This window comes from Shinella curvata (assembly GCF_022899935.1).
GTDB classification, from domain to species: Bacteria; Pseudomonadota; Alphaproteobacteria; order Rhizobiales; family Rhizobiaceae; genus Shinella; species Shinella curvata.
Window position 1 is genome coordinate 1 of record NZ_JALJCJ010000017.1, and the last position, 20,765, is coordinate 20,765.

A 20,765-nucleotide genomic window follows, 5' to 3' on the forward strand; every position below is an offset into this window, starting at 1 on the left:
GAAATTTCCATGCCATTTCTAGTCTCCCTATGTTGGATAAGGGAGTTTGGCACCCGGATTTGAAACCTGCAACCTGCCTGGCATCGGCCCAACAACAGGCATGATCGACGATCATCACTATCGTAATCTTAAGAAATGATGTCGAAGTCAGCGAATGTCATCTTGAGACCTTTGTCGAGCAAGGCGAACTGTACGGCTTTCGTAGAGCCAGTACCATCCGCGTCGTACCAGAGCTTGCCGGTTTTGGAGTCGTAGAGGATGCGATCATCCTTGTCGGCGGCCTCGCCTCCCACAAAAAACGCAACCGAAAGCAGCTTTCCGACCTTCCCCGCCCGGATGAAAATGTCGTCGTCCAGGCAGATAGTGTCGTCTTTCACCGAGAAGTCGGCGATCGCGTCGATATTAGTTGAGCCAAGCTTGCTGTTGAATAGGAATATGTCCCGACCCGTTCCACCGATCAGCGTATCGGTACCACGTCCGCCATTGACTGCGTCGTCCCCTTTCCCACCCGAAATACGGTTGGCAACATTGTTCCCGCTCAGCACGTCGGCATAAGCTGTGCCAGTCAGATTTTCGATAGCCGTATAGGTGTCGCCCCTTGCATCATTCGTGTTAGCCGCCGCTGTCTTCAAATTAGCGACAACGCCCAGCTTGGCCCCCGCATAGGATGCCGTGTCGACACCATTGCCGCCATCTAACTTGTCGGCGCCAGCGCCACCGATCAACGTGTCGTTGCCGGCATAGCCGCGCAGTTGATCGTTGCCCGACTTGCCGTTGAGTGTGTTGTCGCCGGAATTTCCCTTGAGGACATTGGCCAGCGAATTTCCCGTCGCCCTGATGTCATTCACGCCCAGAAGCGTGATCCTCTCGACGGATTGGGATGTATAATTGACGCTGACGGCGCTGTTAACTGTGTCCTTCCCTTCGCCATCCTTCTCGGTAACTCTATCTCCCGAAACATTGACGAAGTATATATCATTGCCGGCGCCCCCCCTCAGATTGTCAGCCCCGCCGCGGCCATCCAGAATATTCGCATTCTTGTCTCCAACAATGCTGTCCGAAAAATCCGTGCCAACTACATTCTCCAATGATTTTATCGCATATTTGACTGACTCTCCGGTAACTTTGCCGCTGGTCAAATTCACTTTAAGGCCTACTTTTGCTTCACTCAGATCGAGGGTGTCCTTACCGTCACCACCGCGAAGCTTCTTGGTGCCGGAAAGACCCGCAAAAAGAATATCGTCTCCGCCCCCGGCATCCAGTGTGTCATTGCCGGCACCGGCTCCCAATTTGTCCGAACCCGTCGAGGACAAAAGGGTGTCGGCCCCAGATCCGCCATACCATTCGACAGATTGATCGCCCTTGGACGCCGTTGCGGTGGCCACGTTGGTGAATTTTCGGACAATTCCGCCTGTGAAGATGATGTCGGTGTAGGCAGTGTCATTTTCCCTGCCTCTAACGACCGAAAACTTGCCGTCCAACCCGAAGAACAGGTTTTCGAGGCTGCTGCTTGGCGCTACATCGACATCAAACAACGCCTTGCCGGATTTCGACACCCATATCGTGTTGTCTTCAAATCTCACATCCTTTAGCGAAAGCGTCTGCTGCCAAACCCGGATTTTTTCTCCTCCTGAAAAATCCTCCATCCGGTCGCCGGCAAGCTCGACAACGGTTCCCTGCAGCGAGTCTGTTCCTGTACCGCCCTGCACACGGTCCGCCTTCCTCCCGGAGAAAATAATGTCGTCGCCCCCGTCGGCGAAGATCTTGTCCGCGCCGTCGCGCCCGAAAATCATTTCTCCTTCGCGCTCACCTTGAATGGTATCGGCTTTAGTGGTGCCAATCGCGAACTGGCGGTCGAAAGATTTCGTTAGCGTGCTTGGAGCACGGGTTATGAACTCCAGCTCCTTGACGTATTTATGCTCGCCTTGCACCTCGATCATTGCCTCGACGCTACGGAGATAATAGTCGCGTGTGTGCTCTTTAAGGCCAAGACTATCGTCTTTGTTGATGACCAGGCGAACAACCGGCCCAACGCGGCTTTTCCCTTCCAGGATGCTATCAAGTGCGTAGCCCGCCATGATTTGGCCGAGTGGCGTCAGGAGGTTGGACGCGCCATAAAGCAGCGCCATCTTTGCTCCGCCGAACAGTGCGTCGCCATAGTCGCCGATCATACCGACGGCATCATCGGTATGCATAAAGTTGATGAACTTCGTGTTGTCTACGATCGGCTTCGACGTGTCAGTATCGCCACCCGGAGAACCGATCGTTACGCCGGACGTGATCTTATAGAGATCCGGGTATTTCGCTTTGAGTTCCGCCAGGAACATCTGAGCGGTTGCCCCTCCAAGGCTATGTCCACTCAGCAGGATCCGGTCGATACCATTGCTGTCATTCGCGGCAAATTTTGTGAGGGCATCCAGGAGCGGACGAAAACGCTCGAGATGGTTTGTGAACCTCCCGTAATCGATGAAATCCCTAAATCCATTGTCGGGGCCTTCATCAGTGCCACGGAATGCGACCGACAACGTCGCAACACCATCGAGATTGCCGATGAGAACCTGCGCATCGGCGTGGTTCCATGGAAAATTGGGATTGGTCGCCGTAAAGTGTCCACCCCGCATTTGATATGGATTCGAAGCATCTGTATCTACAGCCTGAATACCGAGGTGAATAGCTTCGACCGGCTTCCAGCCGCGCTTCTCCCAGTCAGGCTGGACAACAGGCGCTTTGGAGAGGTCTCCCTTGTAAGCCTCAACGGCTAAATTAACTGCTTCTAAATTTACGTTCTTTGAGGTGGTTTTAACGGGATCACCGAGCGTGAAATCTTCAAATTTCGCGAGCTCGATCTCTTTTGTTTCAAATGTGTATTCTGTCTTGTTGCCGCTTAGTTTCACAATTTTTGTCGTCGTCGTTTCCCAAGTCGTGCCTAAGGTGACCGATATTTTGTAGTCACTGATAGATCCCTCAAGCTCTAGGGTGTCTACATCTTGGTTTTTCGCCGACACGGGATTATCGCCGCCATCGATTTCTTGAACGGTTCCGGCCTTGAAATATTGAAGCGACCCGTTTTGATAATTGAAGGTATCGATCCCATTTCCACCCTTGAGACGGTCGTTTCCGGCACTTCCTTGAAACAGGTTATTCCCGTCCCCCGCATCGACGGTGTCGTCACCCACGGTATTATCGGCAATCCTATCGCCGGCTCCGTCAAGCAAGACCCCATCAGACCAGATGATATCATTTCCGTCTCCGGCAGTAATCGTGTCACCGCCGCCGCCGCCGAAAATAGAATTGTTTCCGTCACCTGCATCAATCTTATCGGCAAATGACGACGAAGCGCTGGAGATTAGGCGATCGAAGGCAATGTTCCACGCTACACCGTCACCCCAAATATAGTCGTCACCCGATCCCGTCTTGATCGTGTCTTCTCCACCGCCTGCGTAGACAAAATTTGCTCCGTCGCCTGCATTGATATCGTCAACGTCGGCATTCGCACCGACATCCTCCCAATCGCCGGCTTCGTTCAAGGCTACATTGTCACCCCAGATCAGGTCGTCGCCACTACCGGCTAGGAGGATGTCCCTTCCAGCACCGAGAATAACGGTATTGTTGCCGTCACGCACTTTGACGGTGTCGTTTCCTTTTCCTGTGTCCGACTGTCGCTGACCATCCTTCGTTTCGGTCCCGTCCGCCCACACGAAGTCAACGTCCTTGCCTCCGGTTATGGTGTCGTTTCCTGCGCCTGCAAAAATATCGTTGTAACCGTCGCCGGCACTGATCACGTCATTGCCGGCCGATTGAAGAACGGAAATGCGCCGGCCGCTGGCTCCGTCCCACTTGAGCGCATCCGCCCAAATATAATCGACGCCATCGCCGCTAGTAATGGTGTCGTTGCCCCACCCACCGTAAAGCCAGTTGGCACCACCACCACCATTTATCGTGTCATTGCCAGCACCGCTCTTGACGTCATCGTGATCGGTGCCGGCACCAAAGGTTACGGCGTCTCCCCAGATGATATCCTGGCCGGCACCACCCACGAGGTCGTCATCTCCTCCGCCCCCAACGACAAAATTGCCGCCGTCGCCAGCCCGAACGACATCGTTTCCGGTGACTTCGTCAGAAACACTTTTCGCGCCCACAGTCTTTACACCGTCGGCCCAGATAATGTCGGCCCCGGATCCGCTTGTTATTGTGTCGTTCCCGGCGTGCCCTGTAACATTGTTGTTTCCGACACCGGCATCAACGCGATCGTCAGCATCTCCGCCGGTGACAAGGTCATTCCCAGCCCCGGCCTTCACGAGTTTTACGGGATTCCAGACAAGCCCCAATCCGATGCTGAAGTCGGCGATGTCAGGCAGTTGAATCCAGTCATCGCCCTTGCCCGCATCGAGGAACTGCTCCCCCTTGACGACTGAAGCGGCAATCTCCGCCGACCATGTGAAGGCGTCGCCATACTCGGTATAAATATGAAAAAGTGCTTCCTTCGACTGGGTTTCAATCTTTTGATTTTTATTGACCGTGGTTCCTTTGTTGTTCCAGGTCTCCCGGTACGGATTGGTGTTGGCATCATACCAATATGTAATCGTGGCCGAGTTCGCTGCGGGGGCACGCCAATCCGCATTGCCTGAAGCAAGCTGCTCTATCTTACCCGATTTGATATCGTAGAGATAAAGCGTATGCGGGTCGTCATATGACGTGTAAGAACCGGACTTCGACCCCTTAACATCAATGCTGGCTGTGTATTTTCCTCCGGCCAGCACAGAAATGATGATCTGGCTGCCACCGTTTATCAGGCTCCAGCTCTCCACGTCGCCGATTACTTCCTTCGACCCTTCAGTCGTCTTCAGGCTCAGCTTTGACAACGAGTGGGCGTGGTACGTTTTCGTCGTGGTCGCTCCAGATATGACGGACTTGTAACCGCCATTCGGATTATCCACCTCGTCGATAACAAGGCTGAGCCCCCCGCGGATTTCGAACTCTCTAATAGCCATGTTTTCTCGCAGGACCGGAGTAATACACTAGCGTAGCTGTAAAACTCCAACGCATAAAGATATTTTCTTCACACCAAGGTGAAATATTCGTACCTTTTTCCCAAAGCCATTGAAATCCGGAATATCTATTCAAAATATTTAGTATTATTTGCAATGCCACGAAATGAGAATCAGATCTTCGTCGAACTTCTGTAGAATACTTCGCATCAGCGAGACGGATGGAATAAAGCTTACAGGGTTTATAGGAGAGCAGATCTTCATAATGCTGGAGGGACAGGCAATTCGGGACCACGCTCTGACGAACGCGGCGAAGATAGATTCATGCTCTGCGAGCAGGAGCTTGAAGCGGCGTTTCAGGAGTTGATCTGGAAGGTAGTTCAGGCAGGGTGGGATGAGGGTGAGGCCTGTGTGGCAATCGCCTCACTGGCGTACCATCACATCCTTGCGATGCGATGCAACAAGCAGGTGGCCACCTCTATATGCAAGGTCATGCGGTGAAGCTGGCATGGTAAAAGACATCGCGCTGTGGATCATCCTGGGCGTCTTTTTGCTGGCGGCCGGCCTTGGCACGGCTACCCCATTCGTTCGTTTGCTGTACGGGATTTGATATGCGCGGATCGCTGTGAGGAACAAACTGCCGCCTGCTCGGTTTGTGATCGCGGCCGACGTGTCCTTTCCCAGCACACCCCAGCCCGACCGCACGGAAGGCCGCTCGTCCCTGTGCGGTCTTCCGTCTTTACCTACTGCTCTCGCGTGATAAGGTGAAGGCATCCGTTTGGAACGGAACCTGATGCACACGCCTCGCCCCGCTCCGGCGGGGCTTTCTTTTTGCGAGGCAATACAATGCACTTTTCCCCCGATATCGAGGAGGCATCGTAAAATTCGCTAGGGAAGCGGCATTGGGACGCGAAGCCGCGCTAACCTTGATGGTCCGTGACTGGCTCGTCGGGCACGGATATCTCGACGCCGAAGAGAGCGCAGTCATCGAGCCCGAAGGCGGGGTTAGCTTTGTCGGTGGTGCGTGAGACACAAAAAAGCCGCCAGTTTTCCCTGGTCGGCGTCTCTAGGGCGACGACGTCTATTCTTCGGCCGGCTTGAACCGCCGGACGACGAAAACGAATAGCGCATCGCTGATCCACATAGCCGAGACGCCGAAGGCTATCTGGCAGTAACTACGCCGATTTGGCCGCCAGGCGAACACGAAAAACGTTTGAAAAATGGCGATACCTCGCCTATCGATTGCACGAGATTCGATAGAGTGCGAGGGGCTAAGATGGGGATCATTAAGGGAAATTCCAAAGACAACAGGCTTGTCGGCGACAGCGACGTCTTCGGGATGACTAATGAAATATATGGCTACGGTGGGAATGACACGCTGAAAGGCGGCTTCTTCGCCGACAACTATGTATGGGGCGGGATCGGCGACGACGAAATAAGCGGCGGCACTCGCATCAATCGTCTTTACGGCGAAGACGGCAACGACACATTGAGAGGAAGTGGGTCCGACGACCAGCTCTACGGCGGCGCTGGAAACGACACGCTGTTCGCCTCAGATAACGGTGCGTATCTCGACGGAGGCGCGGGTTCCGATTGGATGGTCGGCGGAGCGGGAGCGGATACATTCATCGTCGGAAGCTCCAAGGATCAGGTCGAAGACACCTGGGTCCGTCAGTTCGACAATGAGGATAACCCCATTGACACCGTGCGAGCTGGGGTTTCGTTCACGCTGGCGAACAGCGCGCTCATTGAGGTTCTGGAAACCACGAAGCTAACGGGCACTAAGGCGATCAACCTTACCGGAAACAATGTCGCCCAGACCATTCGTGGGAACGCCGGCGCGAACACGCTTGATGGGAAGAGCGGAAACGACACTCTAAGGGGCGAAGCCGGCAATGACAGGCTGGTCGGCGGGAGCGGAGCGGACAAGCTCTATGGTGGCGCAGGGAAAGACGTATTCGTTTTCACCAGCCCCAAAGACAGTACGGCAAGCCGAATGGATATGGTCTACGATTTCTCGCACAAGGAACGTGATCGTATCGATGTGTCCACGATCGACGCCCGCGATGCCACGAGCAAGAACGATGCCTTCACCTTCATTGGCGAGAAGGCGTTTTCGGAGAAGGCCGGCGAACTTCGCTACTTCCACAAGAGCGGCGACACCTTCGTCTACGGCGACATGGATGGTGACGGCAAGGCCGATTTCGCGCTTCGCCTCGACAAGACCATCGATCTCGTCAAGGGCGATTTCATCCTATGACGACCGGTTCATACCGCCCCTAAATCCACTCTGAGGAACAAATCGCCACGGCGATCGTTCCTCAGCTGCCACTTTCTAGGTTCAGCCTTCGCCCCGCCATCGCGCGGGGCTTTTCTTTCGGGAAAAACATGCGACTACGGGTCGCCCACGATCCTGTTTCAGGCCGGCGAGCTTCCGGGAATGGAGTAAATCAGGCACTCTACTAATCTGGGAGGACCGTGAATGACCAAGAAATCCGACGAGATCATCAATGCTATTTCAGCGGTTCATGCAGCTCATACCAACGCCCTCGTCGTCCTCGTGAAAACGCTTCACGAAGCTGGCGTCCTCGACCCGACACATTACGCTGCCAATCTCCGGATGACGATTGAGGCCAACACCTCTAGGATAGGGCCAGACGTCCAGAGGCTCCTTCTCGATCTCGCAAGCTTGATCGAAATGAAAGATGACGCAGGCACCGCGTGACCCCGCGACGTCAGCAGGTCTCGCTTCATCGAGCGGGCATCGGCAATCATCAACTCGCTCTGAGGAACAATTGGAACCACGGCCCGTTTTCTCATCGCACTGAACGAGCCTCTTTTGCCCCGCCTCCCCCGCGGGGCGATTTTTTGCGTAGGAGGATGCCATGAAGACCGGACGTTGGAGCGAGCCCGTTACCTTCGAAACGCTGACGCTTGGCGTCTACCGAACTATCTCAAGCGCGGCCGAAGCGGCGCGGGTCCTGCTTGAGTGGCCGGTTGACGGCGGCGCGGCTTGGCAGAAGGCACACGCGGCTTGCCTCGCGGTGCTTGCCAATGAGGCCGAGCCGGAGACATCGCGACGCGGCTGACGAGGCAGACGTCTACATCAAAGATTGATTGAAAAAGGCCCTGCCCAAACGGAGAAATGCGCAGGGCCTTATCGACTAGGCGAATGCCAGTTGCACCTGACATGCTCCCGAACGATGTAAGGATGATAGCGCGCTGCTCTCGCGGAACAAGATGGGCACGATTCCTCGTAGACCGTGCCCATCCCGCTCCCGGATGCCGAAGGGGGCAATATCCCTTGCGACAGTCCAGATAGGTCACACCGCGAGACGTTCAAGGCTTCACCCGCGGCTAATGAATCGCCAGCCAATCGTGACGACTGCGAACCAGACGGCTCCGACGGTGAGGAAGATGGCGGCTAGCGGGAAATCGCCAATTTTCTCAAGCATCATCATTGGCCACCTCCAGTCCGAGGCGGAGCCGCTGCCCGTCGTGCCAGTTCTTTGCGAAGCGTTCGTTTGCGAACGTCCTGCGTGTCTCTTCGCCGTCCTCGACGACAACGACGATCCACTCTTCATTTTCTTGAAATAGAATGATGGAGTTGAGCCTCATGGCGCACCTCTCGCATTGGGGCGAAGGTTGCTAAGCTCCGAGGTAGCGCCCTGAAAAGTCTGCTACCAATGCGTCAAACATACGCTCATCTAGCGCGAAGTCCACATATCGGGCGTTATGTCACGCGATATTCATAAATCAAGAGGCACGGACCATTCGCGATCCGCGCCCCGTCGCATGCGGAAAGGCTCCGCGCCTATTAAACGAAGCTGTCCGCCTATGGTTCACGGTCGCTTCGGGAACGGTTGCCGGTGAGGCAGCGAGAGCTTTGATGGAGAGAGGGCTTCCCGCCTCGCTACGGCAATAGCGTCGCGTCGCGTAATCTACCCCTAGATGGCAAGCCAGATCCTCAATATTGTTTAGCGAGCCGAATAGCCTTTTCTATACTACAAGTCTGGACTCTTTCGTCGCCGCGTTGCATTAATCGCGCGGGGCTGACGTTAGGAGTGATAAAATGGGAAATGCAGAGCTGCGTTTTAAGCTCACAGAGATGATGCTCGACCGGAAGAAACATCGGGACAGTCTTGTCGCTATGGAACGCAAGAGTGTGTCTCTCGCCTGGCCCGACGGCAAGACCACGGCGGAGCGGATCGAAGAAGAGACAGCCGCCATCGGCAATCTGCTAAACATGATCAAGGCAATCCAAGTTGCCAGCCCGGCCCAGATTGACACCGCGGCCTGATCGACGATCGTGAACATGGAATTCAGAAGCCGGACGCCAGGCCCGGCTTCTTCTGCGTAATGGGCGGTCGGAGCCACTGCTTCTACCGCTCGCTCTGTCCACGCTGCCCCGCCTCAATCCGCTCAAGAGTCTTGCGCGCAACCTTGATATCGCCGGCTTGCTGGCTGACGAGGTTCTGAAGATCTCGAATAGCGACCGCCGTGGATGTCGTTGACTGCTCGGTCACGATCACGCGGAAGTTGAGTTAATCAACGCTCCGGCCCCTCCGATGTCGCCCATGTCATCTGAGTACCAGACGCACACATCACCGGTGTCAGAGCGATACATTGTGAATGCCATGCGGCTGACGCCGTTGCCCGGGATACTTTTGATACGCCCATATGCCCGCACACTTGTGCTCGGGTGCGTGTAGATGTTCGGTCTCGCACTCCAGGTCTTGCCGCTATCCGTCGAGCGCATCATCTTGACAACTGTGGCGCCTCCACCGAGAGGGACATCGGTGTAAACCGCGATGATATCCCCCGCTGTTGTGATACCCATGCATAGATCGCGGTAGTCGCGCCCGTTTTGCGATGTGAGGATCGGGGACGGACCTGGAACAATGTTTCCGATACCGTCATGCGACCACAGTGTGGCACCTCCATCATCGGAAAACATGTACATATCGCGCTTGCGGCCAAGGTGTGGATCGCCGCCCGACGGTACATCCAATGAAGCCTATTCTTCGCTGGCTCATAGACCATGCTTCCAAAATGCCAATACTCAGATGGGTCGGCAGTCGTCAACAATACCTGCACATTCGAACTTGTCGTAAAGTTCGCTCCCGTCACAATCAGTGTGCCGTACAGACTCTCGGACATCTTGCCTCCATCCAATTGTCTTGAGCGTCCTCCACTGAGGAAGAGATGCACAACGCAATAGAGAATATCTTCCCGTGCAGACCCAGTCACCCATGCGAATTTAGGGTTGCACTGTGACGTACCCGTGAAGGCGTATCGCGCATCATGCCGAAAGCCCAGTTGTGGTGACCGCCGGTCCTGCGGAACAAGAGCGGCAGTCGGCAGTTACTCCGCGGCACTGGTCCAAACCTCTTTGCCCCGTTAGCTGCGGGGTTCTTCTTTTTGGAGAGCAAATGCCCCGCCGCATCAACCTTATCGGCCGATGCCTGCTGTCGATGTTCATCGTGATGTTCGGATCGATCCTGGTGATGCCTCTCCTCAGCAACCAGAGCGTCGCCCCTGCGGAAATCAACTTCGATGCCGTGGCCGCAACCGCCGCGCAGTGAGCATCCATGCGCGCGGAAGGATGCTGGCGCACCTGAACGAATGGCGATAGCGCCCCAAGAGCGACCGACCACAAAACATCTATCAGCCCTACCTTGCCCAACTGGCGCGCTGGACGTCGTCATTCAAGCCAGAACGTCCTGTCCCAAATGGCGATCGATCCCGCCACGTCGCTAATAACAGATCGCGCTCGCCGAGCGACCACGGGTGGCATCCTTCCTTCGATAACGACGGCCTGGGGCTGGAACGAAATCTGGATCACATAACCAGAGCAAAGCTCGTCATAGGCTACGGCCGCCTTTATGGAAGCACGCAGGCCATATTCCTGCGCACCGAAGCCGCTACCGAGAGATATCTGAAGCATCTCACCCTCCCATGTTTTCCAATATTCTTGAAAACAGCAAAGGCAGCGCGATGTTCCTGCAATTTCCCGGAAAAAGCCAATATTTTTAGTGAGTTAAGCGCGAAACAGGAAGCGACAATAAATCAAAAGGACCCGGCCCATCGCTGAGCCGAGTCCTTATCCATCCACGGATTGGCACGCATGGATTATGCGCGTTATCAAGCCGCGGCGCTATTACATATGACGTAGGCAACGATGGCCGATCGACCGTCAAGGCCCGCCAGTTAGCGCGAGAAACGTGTCTGACGGCAGGGACATAGCAAAATGATCCCGATTGGCGCGCGACAGGGTACGAAAAAAGGCCCTGATCGCTCAGAGCCCCCTTGGCGGCGCTCACGCCTGCTCAGTTGTTGCCGGCCCAGGCGCAGACACGGGTGTCACCTTCGCTACGAGCTGCGGCACCATTCGTCGAGCAGTCCGATTTCATCTTGGCGCGCTGCTCATCATTGAGCCCCGCCCAATTCTTCGGCCACTCGGCTTCCCGCCGCAGCTACGGGCCTTCACGCCGCTGTAGAAGACGTTGGCCGTCGCGTCGTCCATCTGCATCTGGGCCTGATCGCCCGCGTTGGTGGTGTCGGAAGCGTCGTCGGTGCTCGTCTGGGCAAATGCCGAGAAACTGATGAGCGTGGCGCGGAGGACGAGGCCATACGCCTGAGCTTCGCCAAGTACCTTATCGAAACCTTTCCGGGCTCGACTTCCGACCCGGCGAAGCATCGCTCGGTTGTGGAAGCCTCAGCTCGGATGTTCTACCGCTTTAACGACGGGCAATAGGCCAAGAACGCATGGCTATTGAACCGCCGCGCTCTCCTTCGTTCCTTAGGCCCTTCGTGTTTGATTGAGCGGCCGGCGCCGTAGTAGGACCGAACCGCGCCAATACCTGCTTGAGACATTTTCTGCAAAGGATAGGGCCACCGCCTGCTGCGACTTCAGCCGCGGCGGAATTCCTACCCTGCCGTTTGCTGCCATGAAAAACGTGCTGGACTCGGCTTGACGCCAAAATTTGGAAGGAGGACGCTATCTCGAACCTGGTGGGGGAAGAATAATGTTCAAGAACTACACCGTAAAGGAGCTTACTCTTGCCGCCAACGTCAAAGGTAGCTTCCACGAAACTCTTGCGATTGATGTGGATCGTGATGGTTATCGAGATATCGTCTGGGCTTCGTTCGACTGGATTAAGCCTATCGACGAGATTCCTATGGGCGTCTTGTTGAACAACAAAATTGGCGGCTTTGAGCTGCCTTCTCACTCACTCATCAGCGGCGAAAAGGCGACGACCGTGCACGCGCGCCAAATCGTTAGCGCAGACTTCAACGGTGATGGCCTTATAGATATTTTCGTTGCGGATCATGGCTTTGACCAGGACCCGTTCCCTGGGCACCAAAATCTTCTGCTGTTGGCAAAAGCCGGTGGCGGCTTCAAAAACGCTACCGACCAACTCCCACAAATATCAGACTTTACACACTCGGCGGGCGCGGCCGACATTGATGGCGATGGGGACATTGACCTATACGCTGGGAACTATTCGAGCACTGGTACCCCCCACTTTCTCGTCAATGACGGGCGTGCGAATTTTGAAGCAAGTACCGTCGGCCTTCCGAAGGACTTAATTGACGGTAGTCGAAACTCCCCCACCACGTTGTTCTTCGACGCCGACAAAGACGGAGACTCTGACCTCTTTCTCGGATCCGAGAACGACTTTCCTCATGTCCTGCTATTGAACAATGGTGCTGGGAAGTTCACCCATTCATCATTCCCGCTTCCCAAACCCCTTTTCGGCCTAAAGACCTCGACTATCGATTCGATAAAGTTCGATTTCAACGGAGACAAGCTTGACGACATTCTCACCCTTCAGACGGGCGGGTACGTTGGCACCAAACTTCAAGTGCTGATCTCTGATGGTAAGGGTAGGTTAATCGATCAAACTTCAACGTATTTCGACAGACAGCCTGGCACGGCAGACTGGAGCGTCCGAAGTACATTCGCGGACCTTAACGGCGATGGGGCTCGCGACCTCGTAGTCGATAAGACAGGCGGATCGGCACACATTTACATAAACGACGGGTTCAACCATTTTAAACAGCTACCCCTCAAGTATTTACCACTCGATGAAGGTGGAGCTCTTGAAGTTTTTGACATCAACAAGGATGGGCTCGCTGACCTTGTCGAGACCGATGTTCGCGATGGTGACATCGTTGTTCGCGTCTTCAAAAGCCAAAAATTCGCCGATGGTGCCAAGATTGTGGGAAGTTCATCCGCAGACGTGATGCTGGCCGGAAAAGGCTCGCAATCACTGTTAGGTGGTAAGGCGAATGACTTCTTGATGGGCGGCAGTGGTGACGATTCGTTGACTGGAGGGGCAGGCAGAGACAAGCTGTTTGGAGGAACCGGCAGCGACACGGCCTCTTATGCAGATGCAGGGAAAGGCGTTCTCGCGAAGCTTTCCTTCTCAAGCGCAAACAGTGGAGACGCCGAAGGAGACCAGTATTTTTCAATCGAGAACCTTACAGGCTCCTCCCATGCCGACAAGCTGACCGGCGATCTGAACGAGAACCGTATCGGCGGCGGCGATGGTGGCGACGTCCTGAATGGTGCCGCAGGTAACGACAAGCTCTTTGGCGACAGCGGCAACGACAAACTCTATGGCTGGACCGGAGCCGACAGGCTCTACGGTGGAACCGGTGCGGATTTGTTCGTCTTCACCAGCACTAAGCACAGCACGGCAAGCGCCCGCGACATGATCCATGATTTTTCGCAGACACAGGGTGACCGAATCCACCTGTCCGGCATCGATGCCCGCGCTGCCACGAGCAAGAACGATGCCTTCACCTTCATTGGCGAGAAGGCGTTTTCCGAGAAGGCCGGCGAGCTGCGCTATTTCCACAAGAGCGGCGACACCTTCGTCTCCGGCGACGTGGATGGCGACGGCAAGGCCGATTTCGCGCTTCGCCTCGACAACACAATCGATCTCGTCAAGGGCGACTTCATTCTATAACGCTTCGTCAATACCAATCGTCAATTCACTGTGAGGAACAATTGGTCGCAAGCCTGGTTTCCGGCGGCGGCCGACCTAGGCCGAATCGACATTCATAGCAGCCAAAGCATAGCGGCAACGAGATAGACGCAGCCTTGGAAGTGGCTGGTTCTGCGGTCGTATCGTGCACCATGATCTGCGCGCGTTTTGCACCTGACCCCATTAAAGACAAGAGAGTGCTTCGTAAGGCCTGCGACACTGCTTGGCAGCTCTAGAGGGAAGGAAACGCCGGAAACCGGTTCGCAAACCTACCCTGACGTGTCATGCAGCCCGCATGAACTCATCTGCTGTAGTACCTTACCTATATGTTCCGCCGCGATCTCAGGAAATCACGCTATAGTGCCTGCTGCGTGCTAAACAGGAACCTCTGCGAGATCTACTCTGGACTAAGGAGCTTAGTGATGGGACAAATTGTCGACCGACACTTCGTCGGTATTCCAGGCAGGAATGAGAAATATACCTACGGTTATTCCGTAGATGCGCTCGATGGAAATGATTTGGTTTACAATCCCTCACTGATATCGGGGGGCGTCATTTTAAATACCTATCGAATGGGTGCCGGCACCGACATATTCGATCTAAATCTTTATCGGGATGGTGTTCTTGACGTTGAGCCGGAGATGCAAGCTGGCACAACAATTTATGGCGACGGATCGCTGGATCTCGAAACAGCTTCGGTGGGATCGGGAAGTGACCACATCGTGGCGACGGGAGGCATCGATATTATCTTTGCCGGGGGCGGCGACGACTATGTCAACGCTCAGCGCGGAGATGATGAAGTCTTAGCTGGGGCGGGTAACGATTATGTTCTCGGTGGTTACGGTGCCGATCAGCTGTACGGTAACACCGGCGACGATGTTATATACGGGGGGAGCCCCACAAGTGTATCCCGCGCGTTTCTTTCTATTATCATCAACTATAATGGCAATACTGACACGCTGATTGATCCCGAAGTCCATGTCGGTCGACCCGGCTATCTAGCAGCAGATGACTCGTCAAACGATTACCTCGATGGTGGCGCTGGAAACGATACATTGTATGGCGGCGGAGGTGCCGATACGCTAGTCGGTGGCGACGGTAACGACCGCCTTATCGGGGGCGCGGGCTTAGACACCTTGACCGGCGGCGCTGGCAACGACACCTATGACATCGACACTGCGGGAGATACCGTTACTGAAGCGGCAAACGGTGGAACTGACCTTGTCAGATCTGCTATCTCTTTCACGCTATCCGCAAACGTCGAAAACCTAACGCTGACGGGACTGCTCTCGGCAAACGGCGCGGGCAATTCGGGTGCGAACTCACTTGTGGGAAACTCTGGAGACAACCGCCTTGACGGCAAGGCGGGCGACGACAGCCTATCCGGCGGCGAGGGTAGCGACAAATTAATCGGCGGAGCAGGTGCTGATAAGCTCTATGGTGGCACGGGGGCGGACACGTTCGTATTCCTCACGGCCGCAGAGAGTCGCGTGTCTATCCGCGACATCATTTACGACTTCTCCCGAGTCGGCGGTGACAAAATCGATCTCTCGGCAATCGACGCCCGCACGGCAATGAGTGGCAATCAGGCCTTCACCTTTATCGGTTCGGACCTGTTCAGCAAAACCGCCGGGGAACTGCGCTATTCGAAGATCAGCGGAGATAGCTTTATATACGGAGACGTAAACGGCGATGGCGGCATTGATTTTTCGATACGACTAGATGCTGCGATCGACATGAAGGCCAGCGATTTCATCCTGTGAGAGCGGCCCACAACCATTTCGCAGTGGGGGTGAACCCCAACGCGACCAAGCTTCATCGTCCAACGAATTGGGCAAGTGTTGCGTCAATACGGGACCACGCCACCTAATTTTTACCACGTGCATCTTTTGGTTTTATGGGCACGGAACTGAGACATCTTCGATTGTGTTCCGCAGCCGTGGATTGAACTCGGAGATGTGACATGGCTAAAATCATTCTAGTATCCGGTGCAACCGTGGACGCAAACGACTTCTGGGTCAAAAACGGCGCCGCGTCGACACAGGAGCGCTTCGAAGACCAGACGTCGCTGAATGGCTCACTTGTCCTGGGCATCGGCAATGTGTCAGCGACGTACAATGAATTCGTTTTCGAAAGAGGAGACTTCACTTTCCATTATGTTGGGGAGTGGAACGTAGAGGTCAACGGCGGCGTTCTGGCATCGTCTACGTCAGCCAGCGGCAAATACGATAAAGTTGTCATCGAGCGCAACGGTGAACCCTATGCGACCTTGGTGCTCGACGAGGCGGTGTCGGTGAACTTTGGCACGCAAACTGGCATCGACCTGTTGGGGCTTGGTCTCGACGACCTGACCAATCCTCTTCTCTCGCTGTTGCTGGGAAATTCCGCTGACGGCGCGATTGATAACCTTCATCTTAACGCAACCCCGGACCTCACTGACATCGCGGCTGACGCCTATCATACCATTCTGGGCAACGCGTCCAGTGAAAACATCAACGGTACGAGTGCCGGCGAACGTATCGATGCAAAAGAGGGCAATGATATCGTCAACGCAGGAGGCGGCAATGACGTCGTCTATGGTCGTACCGGCAATGACAAGCTTTCTGGTGAAGCGGGCGATGATACACTGGTCGGTGGCGCGGGAGCGGACCAATTGAACGGCGGTAGCGGGACCGACACCGCCTCCTACGTCAACGCGACATCTGCTGTGGTTGCGAACCTGCGAGCCGCAAGTTCAAACGCGGGTGAGGCAAAAGGCGACACATACACGTCCATCGAAAATCTCCGCGGTACAAACTTCAACGATAGCCTTGTCGGAAATGACGCCCGCAACCGGCTCGACGGGGGCTCAGGAAACGATCAAATGTTTGGCATGAATGCTGACGACACGCTTGTAGGCGGTGAAGGAAGCGACAAGCTCGTAGGCGGTTTAGGCGCCGATCAACTGTTCGGCGGATTTGGCGCGGACACGTTCATATTCGTAAACATCTCGGACAGTATCGTGGCCGTGCGTGACATGATCAACGATTTCTCTCGTGCCGAGGGAGACAAAATCGACCTGTCTGCCATCGATGCGCGCGAGACCGCGGCGGGCGATCAAGCCTTCACTTTCGTCGGAACGAGCCAGTTCAGCGGGACCGCCGGCGAATTGCGCTACTCAAAAAAAGAAGACACCTACGTCTATGGAGACGTGAACGGCGACGGCAATATCGATTTATCGATCCGCCTTGACGGTTCTATCGACTTGGCGAGCTCCGACTTCATCTTGTGATATGATATCGATACTAAAGTGCTTAGCCACAGTGTAGGACAATTGGGCGAGCGCGACCTGATAAGTTCAGCAACTCTTAGCCCCGCCCTGAGCGGGGCTTCCTTTGGCTTCAGCCGCTGAAATCAGTCTGTAACGCGCACGGGCTGAGCAAGTGCCGCAGGCTCAACTGATCGAGGCGGTCAACACTCCACCTGCTCACCATGAGTGGCGCCGCATGCCATCGTGAAGTGATCCGCTTTTGTGATCCCGACGGCACGTCAAGTTGGGCGAGAGATGACTGACCCCTTGTTAGCCCTTCCCCTCTTCGCCACTGACAAAGAATCGCCATCGCGGTCGTAGGTAAAAAGGCGAGCGTCAATGTACCCTAAGGCCGTGATCCCGGAACTTGAGCAACATGGTTTTCCGAAGGTAGACCCACTGCATGACGGGCGACCTGTAGTGTTGGGTCCGGCGCTTCCACGAAGCGCACATGGGTGGCGCGTGATCGACAGCGACACGATAAAACTCGATGGCAAGTTGATCCGCATCGCCAATATCGACAGGATCGTTTACCTAGAATACTTGCGCGAAATTATTGGTCGATATATCTCTCACAGTATCACTGGAAATCAACCCAGAAGCCCCAACGGATAGTGAGATCATAATGAAAATTTTGGCCAGTACTTCCAACCTGCAGGCGGAATTGGATATAATCTCCTCTGGTGCAGGCGTGCAATTCTTCATAAATATTGACGGATTAGAGCGAGAGGAGTTCGAAGATGATTGGTGGGTTACGTCTGCCAACGTGAACTACGACATCGGGCCTGATCAGCTCACCCATTACGAAGAATTTGGCTCCGTCATGATTAACGGTGAAGCCTCTCTCAAGAATGGTAAGACCTATCAGAACGGCTTTTATCTATATGACGAACTCGGCGACGAAGAAATTAGCTATTCCTTTAATCTGACAGCCTTTTTCCAAAGCGCCAATTTCAAGGGCACATGGGCGACGGACTTGATTTTTGGTTCGGATGTTTCCGACACGCTCTTCGGCCAAGGCGGCATCGACTACATAGAGGGCCAAGGCGGAAATGACGTATTGGATGGTGGAGCTGGCCACGATCGGCTCTCTGGGGACGCCGGCAACGACAAACTTTTCGGTCAAGGTGGGAATGACACTTTGTCTGGTGGGGCCGGCGCCGACATGCTCGATGGCGGCTTAGGGGTCGATACGGCGACATACGAGCAAGCTGCAAAAGCCGTAAGCGCAAGTCTCTGGAACAGAGCATCCAACACCGGCGAGGCCAAAGGGGACAAATACACTTCTGTAGAAAACCTGACCGGCTCATCGTTTAATGACCGACTTGAGGGAAACACTGGCTCGAATGTGCTTGATGGTGGCGATGGTCGCGATCGCATATACGGCGGAGCAGGCGCCGACAAACTCTACGGCGGTGGGAGTTATGGTTCGGGTGTGGATATCTTCATCTATAAGAAGACTTCTGACAGCACGATGAACAACCGTGACAGGATCTACGACTTCGCCCAAGATACGGGGGATAAGATCCACCTCTCCGCTATTGACGCAAACACTAAACTGGCTGGAAACCAGGAATTCAAATTCGTTGGCGAAAACAAATTCAGCAAGTCTGCGGGAGAGCTTCGTTATCAAAACAAGGGCGACGACTCCTATGTCTACGGAGACGTTAACGGAGATGGAAAGGCGGATTTCTCTCTGCGCGTAGATTGGGTAACTGACTTCACTGCTAGAGATTTCATTTTATAAACGAGAGATACCCGGCGATTTTGCCATATTGACTAAGACCCGCTAGAAATACGGGCTTTTCCCCATTGGAGATATGATGTACCGCAGCGATATTATTGGAAGATATACCTATATCGCTCACGACCGTAACGGAGACGGGAAAACAAAATTCAGCAATTCGAAAAGCCAGGGAATGGAGTTTGAGGGAACATTCAACCCTGACGGATCCTATGATTGGGGAGAACCCGATAGTATCGGTGGATTCACTCTGGCTCACCTGAGCGACAACTCCGCTGTAAATCTGGTGATCCAACCTGCGTCCGAAAATGGACGAACGAAATATATACACATACTTACTGTCGACATAAAACCGCAAGCTTTCCACTTCGGCAACGAGATCCGTATGGATAGTTTGGCCTTCAATGACCTGCAACTTACCTACACTACTGTCCGCTCAACTGAGGGGAAAATCGCTGACTTTTGGGGCACGGCCACCCAAATGATCAGTTCGACGCTGCACGCGATCCTCCGAGCCGACATGTATGGTGGGAGTGTTCTGACGAATGGACTTTACCCCTCACCGCAATACGAGCATCACGACCCAATTGCTCAGTTTTTCTATCGCTACGAGGGGAGTTTGGCGAACGATGAGTATTGGGCACGGCTCTATGACGAGAATTTCCTCGGAAACGTTGTCGCAGACCTCGGTGCGGGAGACGATGAATTCACAGGCAGTGATCGGACGGATATAGCCTATGGTGGTGATGGGAACGATACATTAAGAGCCTACTATGATCCAAGCCACAATTTTAGTCGGCGCCCAGTCGTTCAAAAAGATCTGGCATACGGCGATATCTTGGACGGCGGACCGGGCAATGACACCATTTATGGCCAGCTCGGCGCAACAATGATTGGTGGCGACGGGACCGATCGCCTGATCATGCGCCTTAATGATAGTACCTCGCGAAAAATTGTCTTTTCCAAGCAGAAGTCAGGAGATTTTGATATTGGCGGATCAACAAAAATCTCTGGCTTTGAAGTATTCGACCTCACATTAAGTGGTGGCAAAAACGTCGTCGACGCTAGAGATTTCCAGGCCATCTCGGATTTCTTTGGTCAAACAACGGTGTACTCCGGCGCCTATCCCCAAGACGGCCAGAACGACAAGCTTTTGCTCGATCACACGGTATCTTCCAACCGCTATTCCGGCTTTGAACAAGTTAGCATGGATTTTACCCGGGCCGGAGCCTCGGTTAACGTCAGCGCGGGAAACAATACCTTCCGGATCGACGGAGGAGTTCAACACAGCGGATGGGCCTTCTCTATCCTGGGCAGCCAGTTTGCCGATGATTTTGACGGCAGCAGGAAAGCTGACGCTTTAAACGGGAATGGGGGGAACGATTTCCTTTTCGGTCACAGCGGCAACGATCGGCTTGATGGCGGCCAGGGCGCCGACCAGATGTCTGGCGGCCGCGACGATGATATCTACTTCGTCGACAACGTCGGCGACACCGTGATCGAGGGATTGAACTGGGGAACCGATACGGTCCATTCGACAGTAAGCTTTACCTTGGAATACCACGTTGAGAGACTGACGCTCACTGGCTCCGCGTCGATAGATGGCACGGGCAGCGTGCGAGACAACATCCTGAAGGGTAATAGCGGCCACAACGTGCTGAACGGTGGTGGCGGCGCGGACAGGCTCTATGGCGGTTCGGGCTCGGACACAGCCTCCTATGCCGGGGCAAAGGCCAGCATCACCGCCA

13 protein-coding genes are annotated in these 20,765 nt (G+C 54.6%); 10 read left to right on the forward strand and 3 right to left on the reverse strand.

Going from position 1 to position 20,765, the window contains the following annotated elements:
• Positions 1-128: 128 nt before the first annotated feature.
• Positions 129-4,991, reverse strand: coding sequence for a lipase family protein (locus tag MUU55_RS28900; protein WP_244764233.1), 4,863 nt, complete (start codon positions 4,989-4,991; stop codon positions 129-131).
• Positions 4,992-6,201: 1,210 nt separating this feature from the next.
• Here MUU55_RS28900 and MUU55_RS28905 point away from each other — a divergent pair.
• The 3 genes from MUU55_RS28905 (at position 6,202) to MUU55_RS28915 (ending at position 8,077) form a co-directional block, all read left to right on the forward strand.
• Positions 6,202-7,248, forward strand: coding sequence for a calcium-binding protein (locus MUU55_RS28905; RefSeq protein ID WP_244764234.1), 1,047 nt, complete (start codon positions 6,202-6,204; stop codon positions 7,246-7,248).
• A 222-nt stretch (positions 7,249-7,470) separates the two neighbouring features.
• Positions 7,471-7,713, forward strand: a complete 243-nt coding sequence (locus MUU55_RS28910; RefSeq protein WP_244764235.1) for a hypothetical protein — start codon at positions 7,471-7,473, stop codon at positions 7,711-7,713.
• A 160-nt stretch (positions 7,714-7,873) separates the two neighbouring features.
• A complete protein-coding gene (locus MUU55_RS28915; protein WP_244764236.1) occupies positions 7,874-8,077 on the forward strand; it encodes a DUF982 domain-containing protein in 204 nt (67 codons plus the stop codon).
• A gap of 358 nt (positions 8,078-8,435) precedes the next feature.
• On the opposite strand, the gene MUU55_RS28920 is transcribed toward MUU55_RS28915, so the two are convergent.
• On the reverse strand, positions 8,436-8,606 hold the full coding sequence (locus MUU55_RS28920; RefSeq protein WP_244764237.1) for a hypothetical protein: 171 nt from the start codon (positions 8,604-8,606) through the stop codon (positions 8,436-8,438).
• Between the two features lie 454 nt (positions 8,607-9,060).
• Here MUU55_RS28920 and MUU55_RS28925 point away from each other — a divergent pair, with 454 nt between their 5' ends.
• Together MUU55_RS28925 and MUU55_RS28930 are read left to right on the forward strand one after the other, a co-directional pair.
• A complete protein-coding gene (locus MUU55_RS28925; RefSeq protein WP_244764238.1) occupies positions 9,061-9,288 on the forward strand; it encodes a hypothetical protein in 228 nt (75 codons plus the stop codon).
• 1,132 nt (positions 9,289-10,420) lie between these two features.
• On the forward strand, positions 10,421-10,573 hold the full coding sequence (locus MUU55_RS28930) for a hypothetical protein (protein WP_244764239.1): 153 nt from the start codon (positions 10,421-10,423) through the stop codon (positions 10,571-10,573).
• Positions 10,574-10,692: 119 nt separating this feature from the next.
• Here the strand turns inward: MUU55_RS28930 and MUU55_RS28935 are convergent, their stop codons facing one another.
• Entirely contained in the window at positions 10,693-10,935 is a 243-nt protein-coding gene (locus tag MUU55_RS28935) for a hypothetical protein (protein ID WP_244764240.1), read from the reverse strand.
• Positions 10,936-12,016: 1,081 nt separating this feature from the next.
• Between MUU55_RS28935 and MUU55_RS28940 the strand changes: the two genes are divergently transcribed.
• From MUU55_RS28940 to MUU55_RS28970, 5 genes are all read left to right on the forward strand, one after another.
• Positions 12,017-13,966, forward strand: a complete 1,950-nt coding sequence (locus tag MUU55_RS28940) for an FG-GAP-like repeat-containing protein (RefSeq protein WP_244764241.1) — start codon at positions 12,017-12,019, stop codon at positions 13,964-13,966.
• Positions 13,967-14,406: 440 nt separating this feature from the next.
• A complete protein-coding gene (locus MUU55_RS29265) occupies positions 14,407-15,747 on the forward strand; it encodes a calcium-binding protein (protein WP_280519175.1) in 1,341 nt (446 codons plus the stop codon).
• 200 nt (positions 15,748-15,947) lie between these two features.
• On the forward strand, positions 15,948-17,255 hold the full coding sequence (locus tag MUU55_RS28960) for a calcium-binding protein (protein ID WP_244764242.1): 1,308 nt from the start codon (positions 15,948-15,950) through the stop codon (positions 17,253-17,255).
• A 643-nt stretch (positions 17,256-17,898) separates the two neighbouring features.
• The gene (locus MUU55_RS28965; RefSeq protein ID WP_244764243.1) at positions 17,899-19,020 is read left to right on the forward strand and encodes a calcium-binding protein; all 1,122 of its coding nucleotides are present in this window, start codon (positions 17,899-17,901) and stop codon (positions 19,018-19,020) included.
• Positions 19,021-19,096: 76 nt separating this feature from the next.
• Positions 19,097-20,765, forward strand: a 1,669-nt coding sequence (locus MUU55_RS28970; protein ID WP_280519176.1) for a calcium-binding protein, incomplete at its 3' end; no start/stop codon positions are given.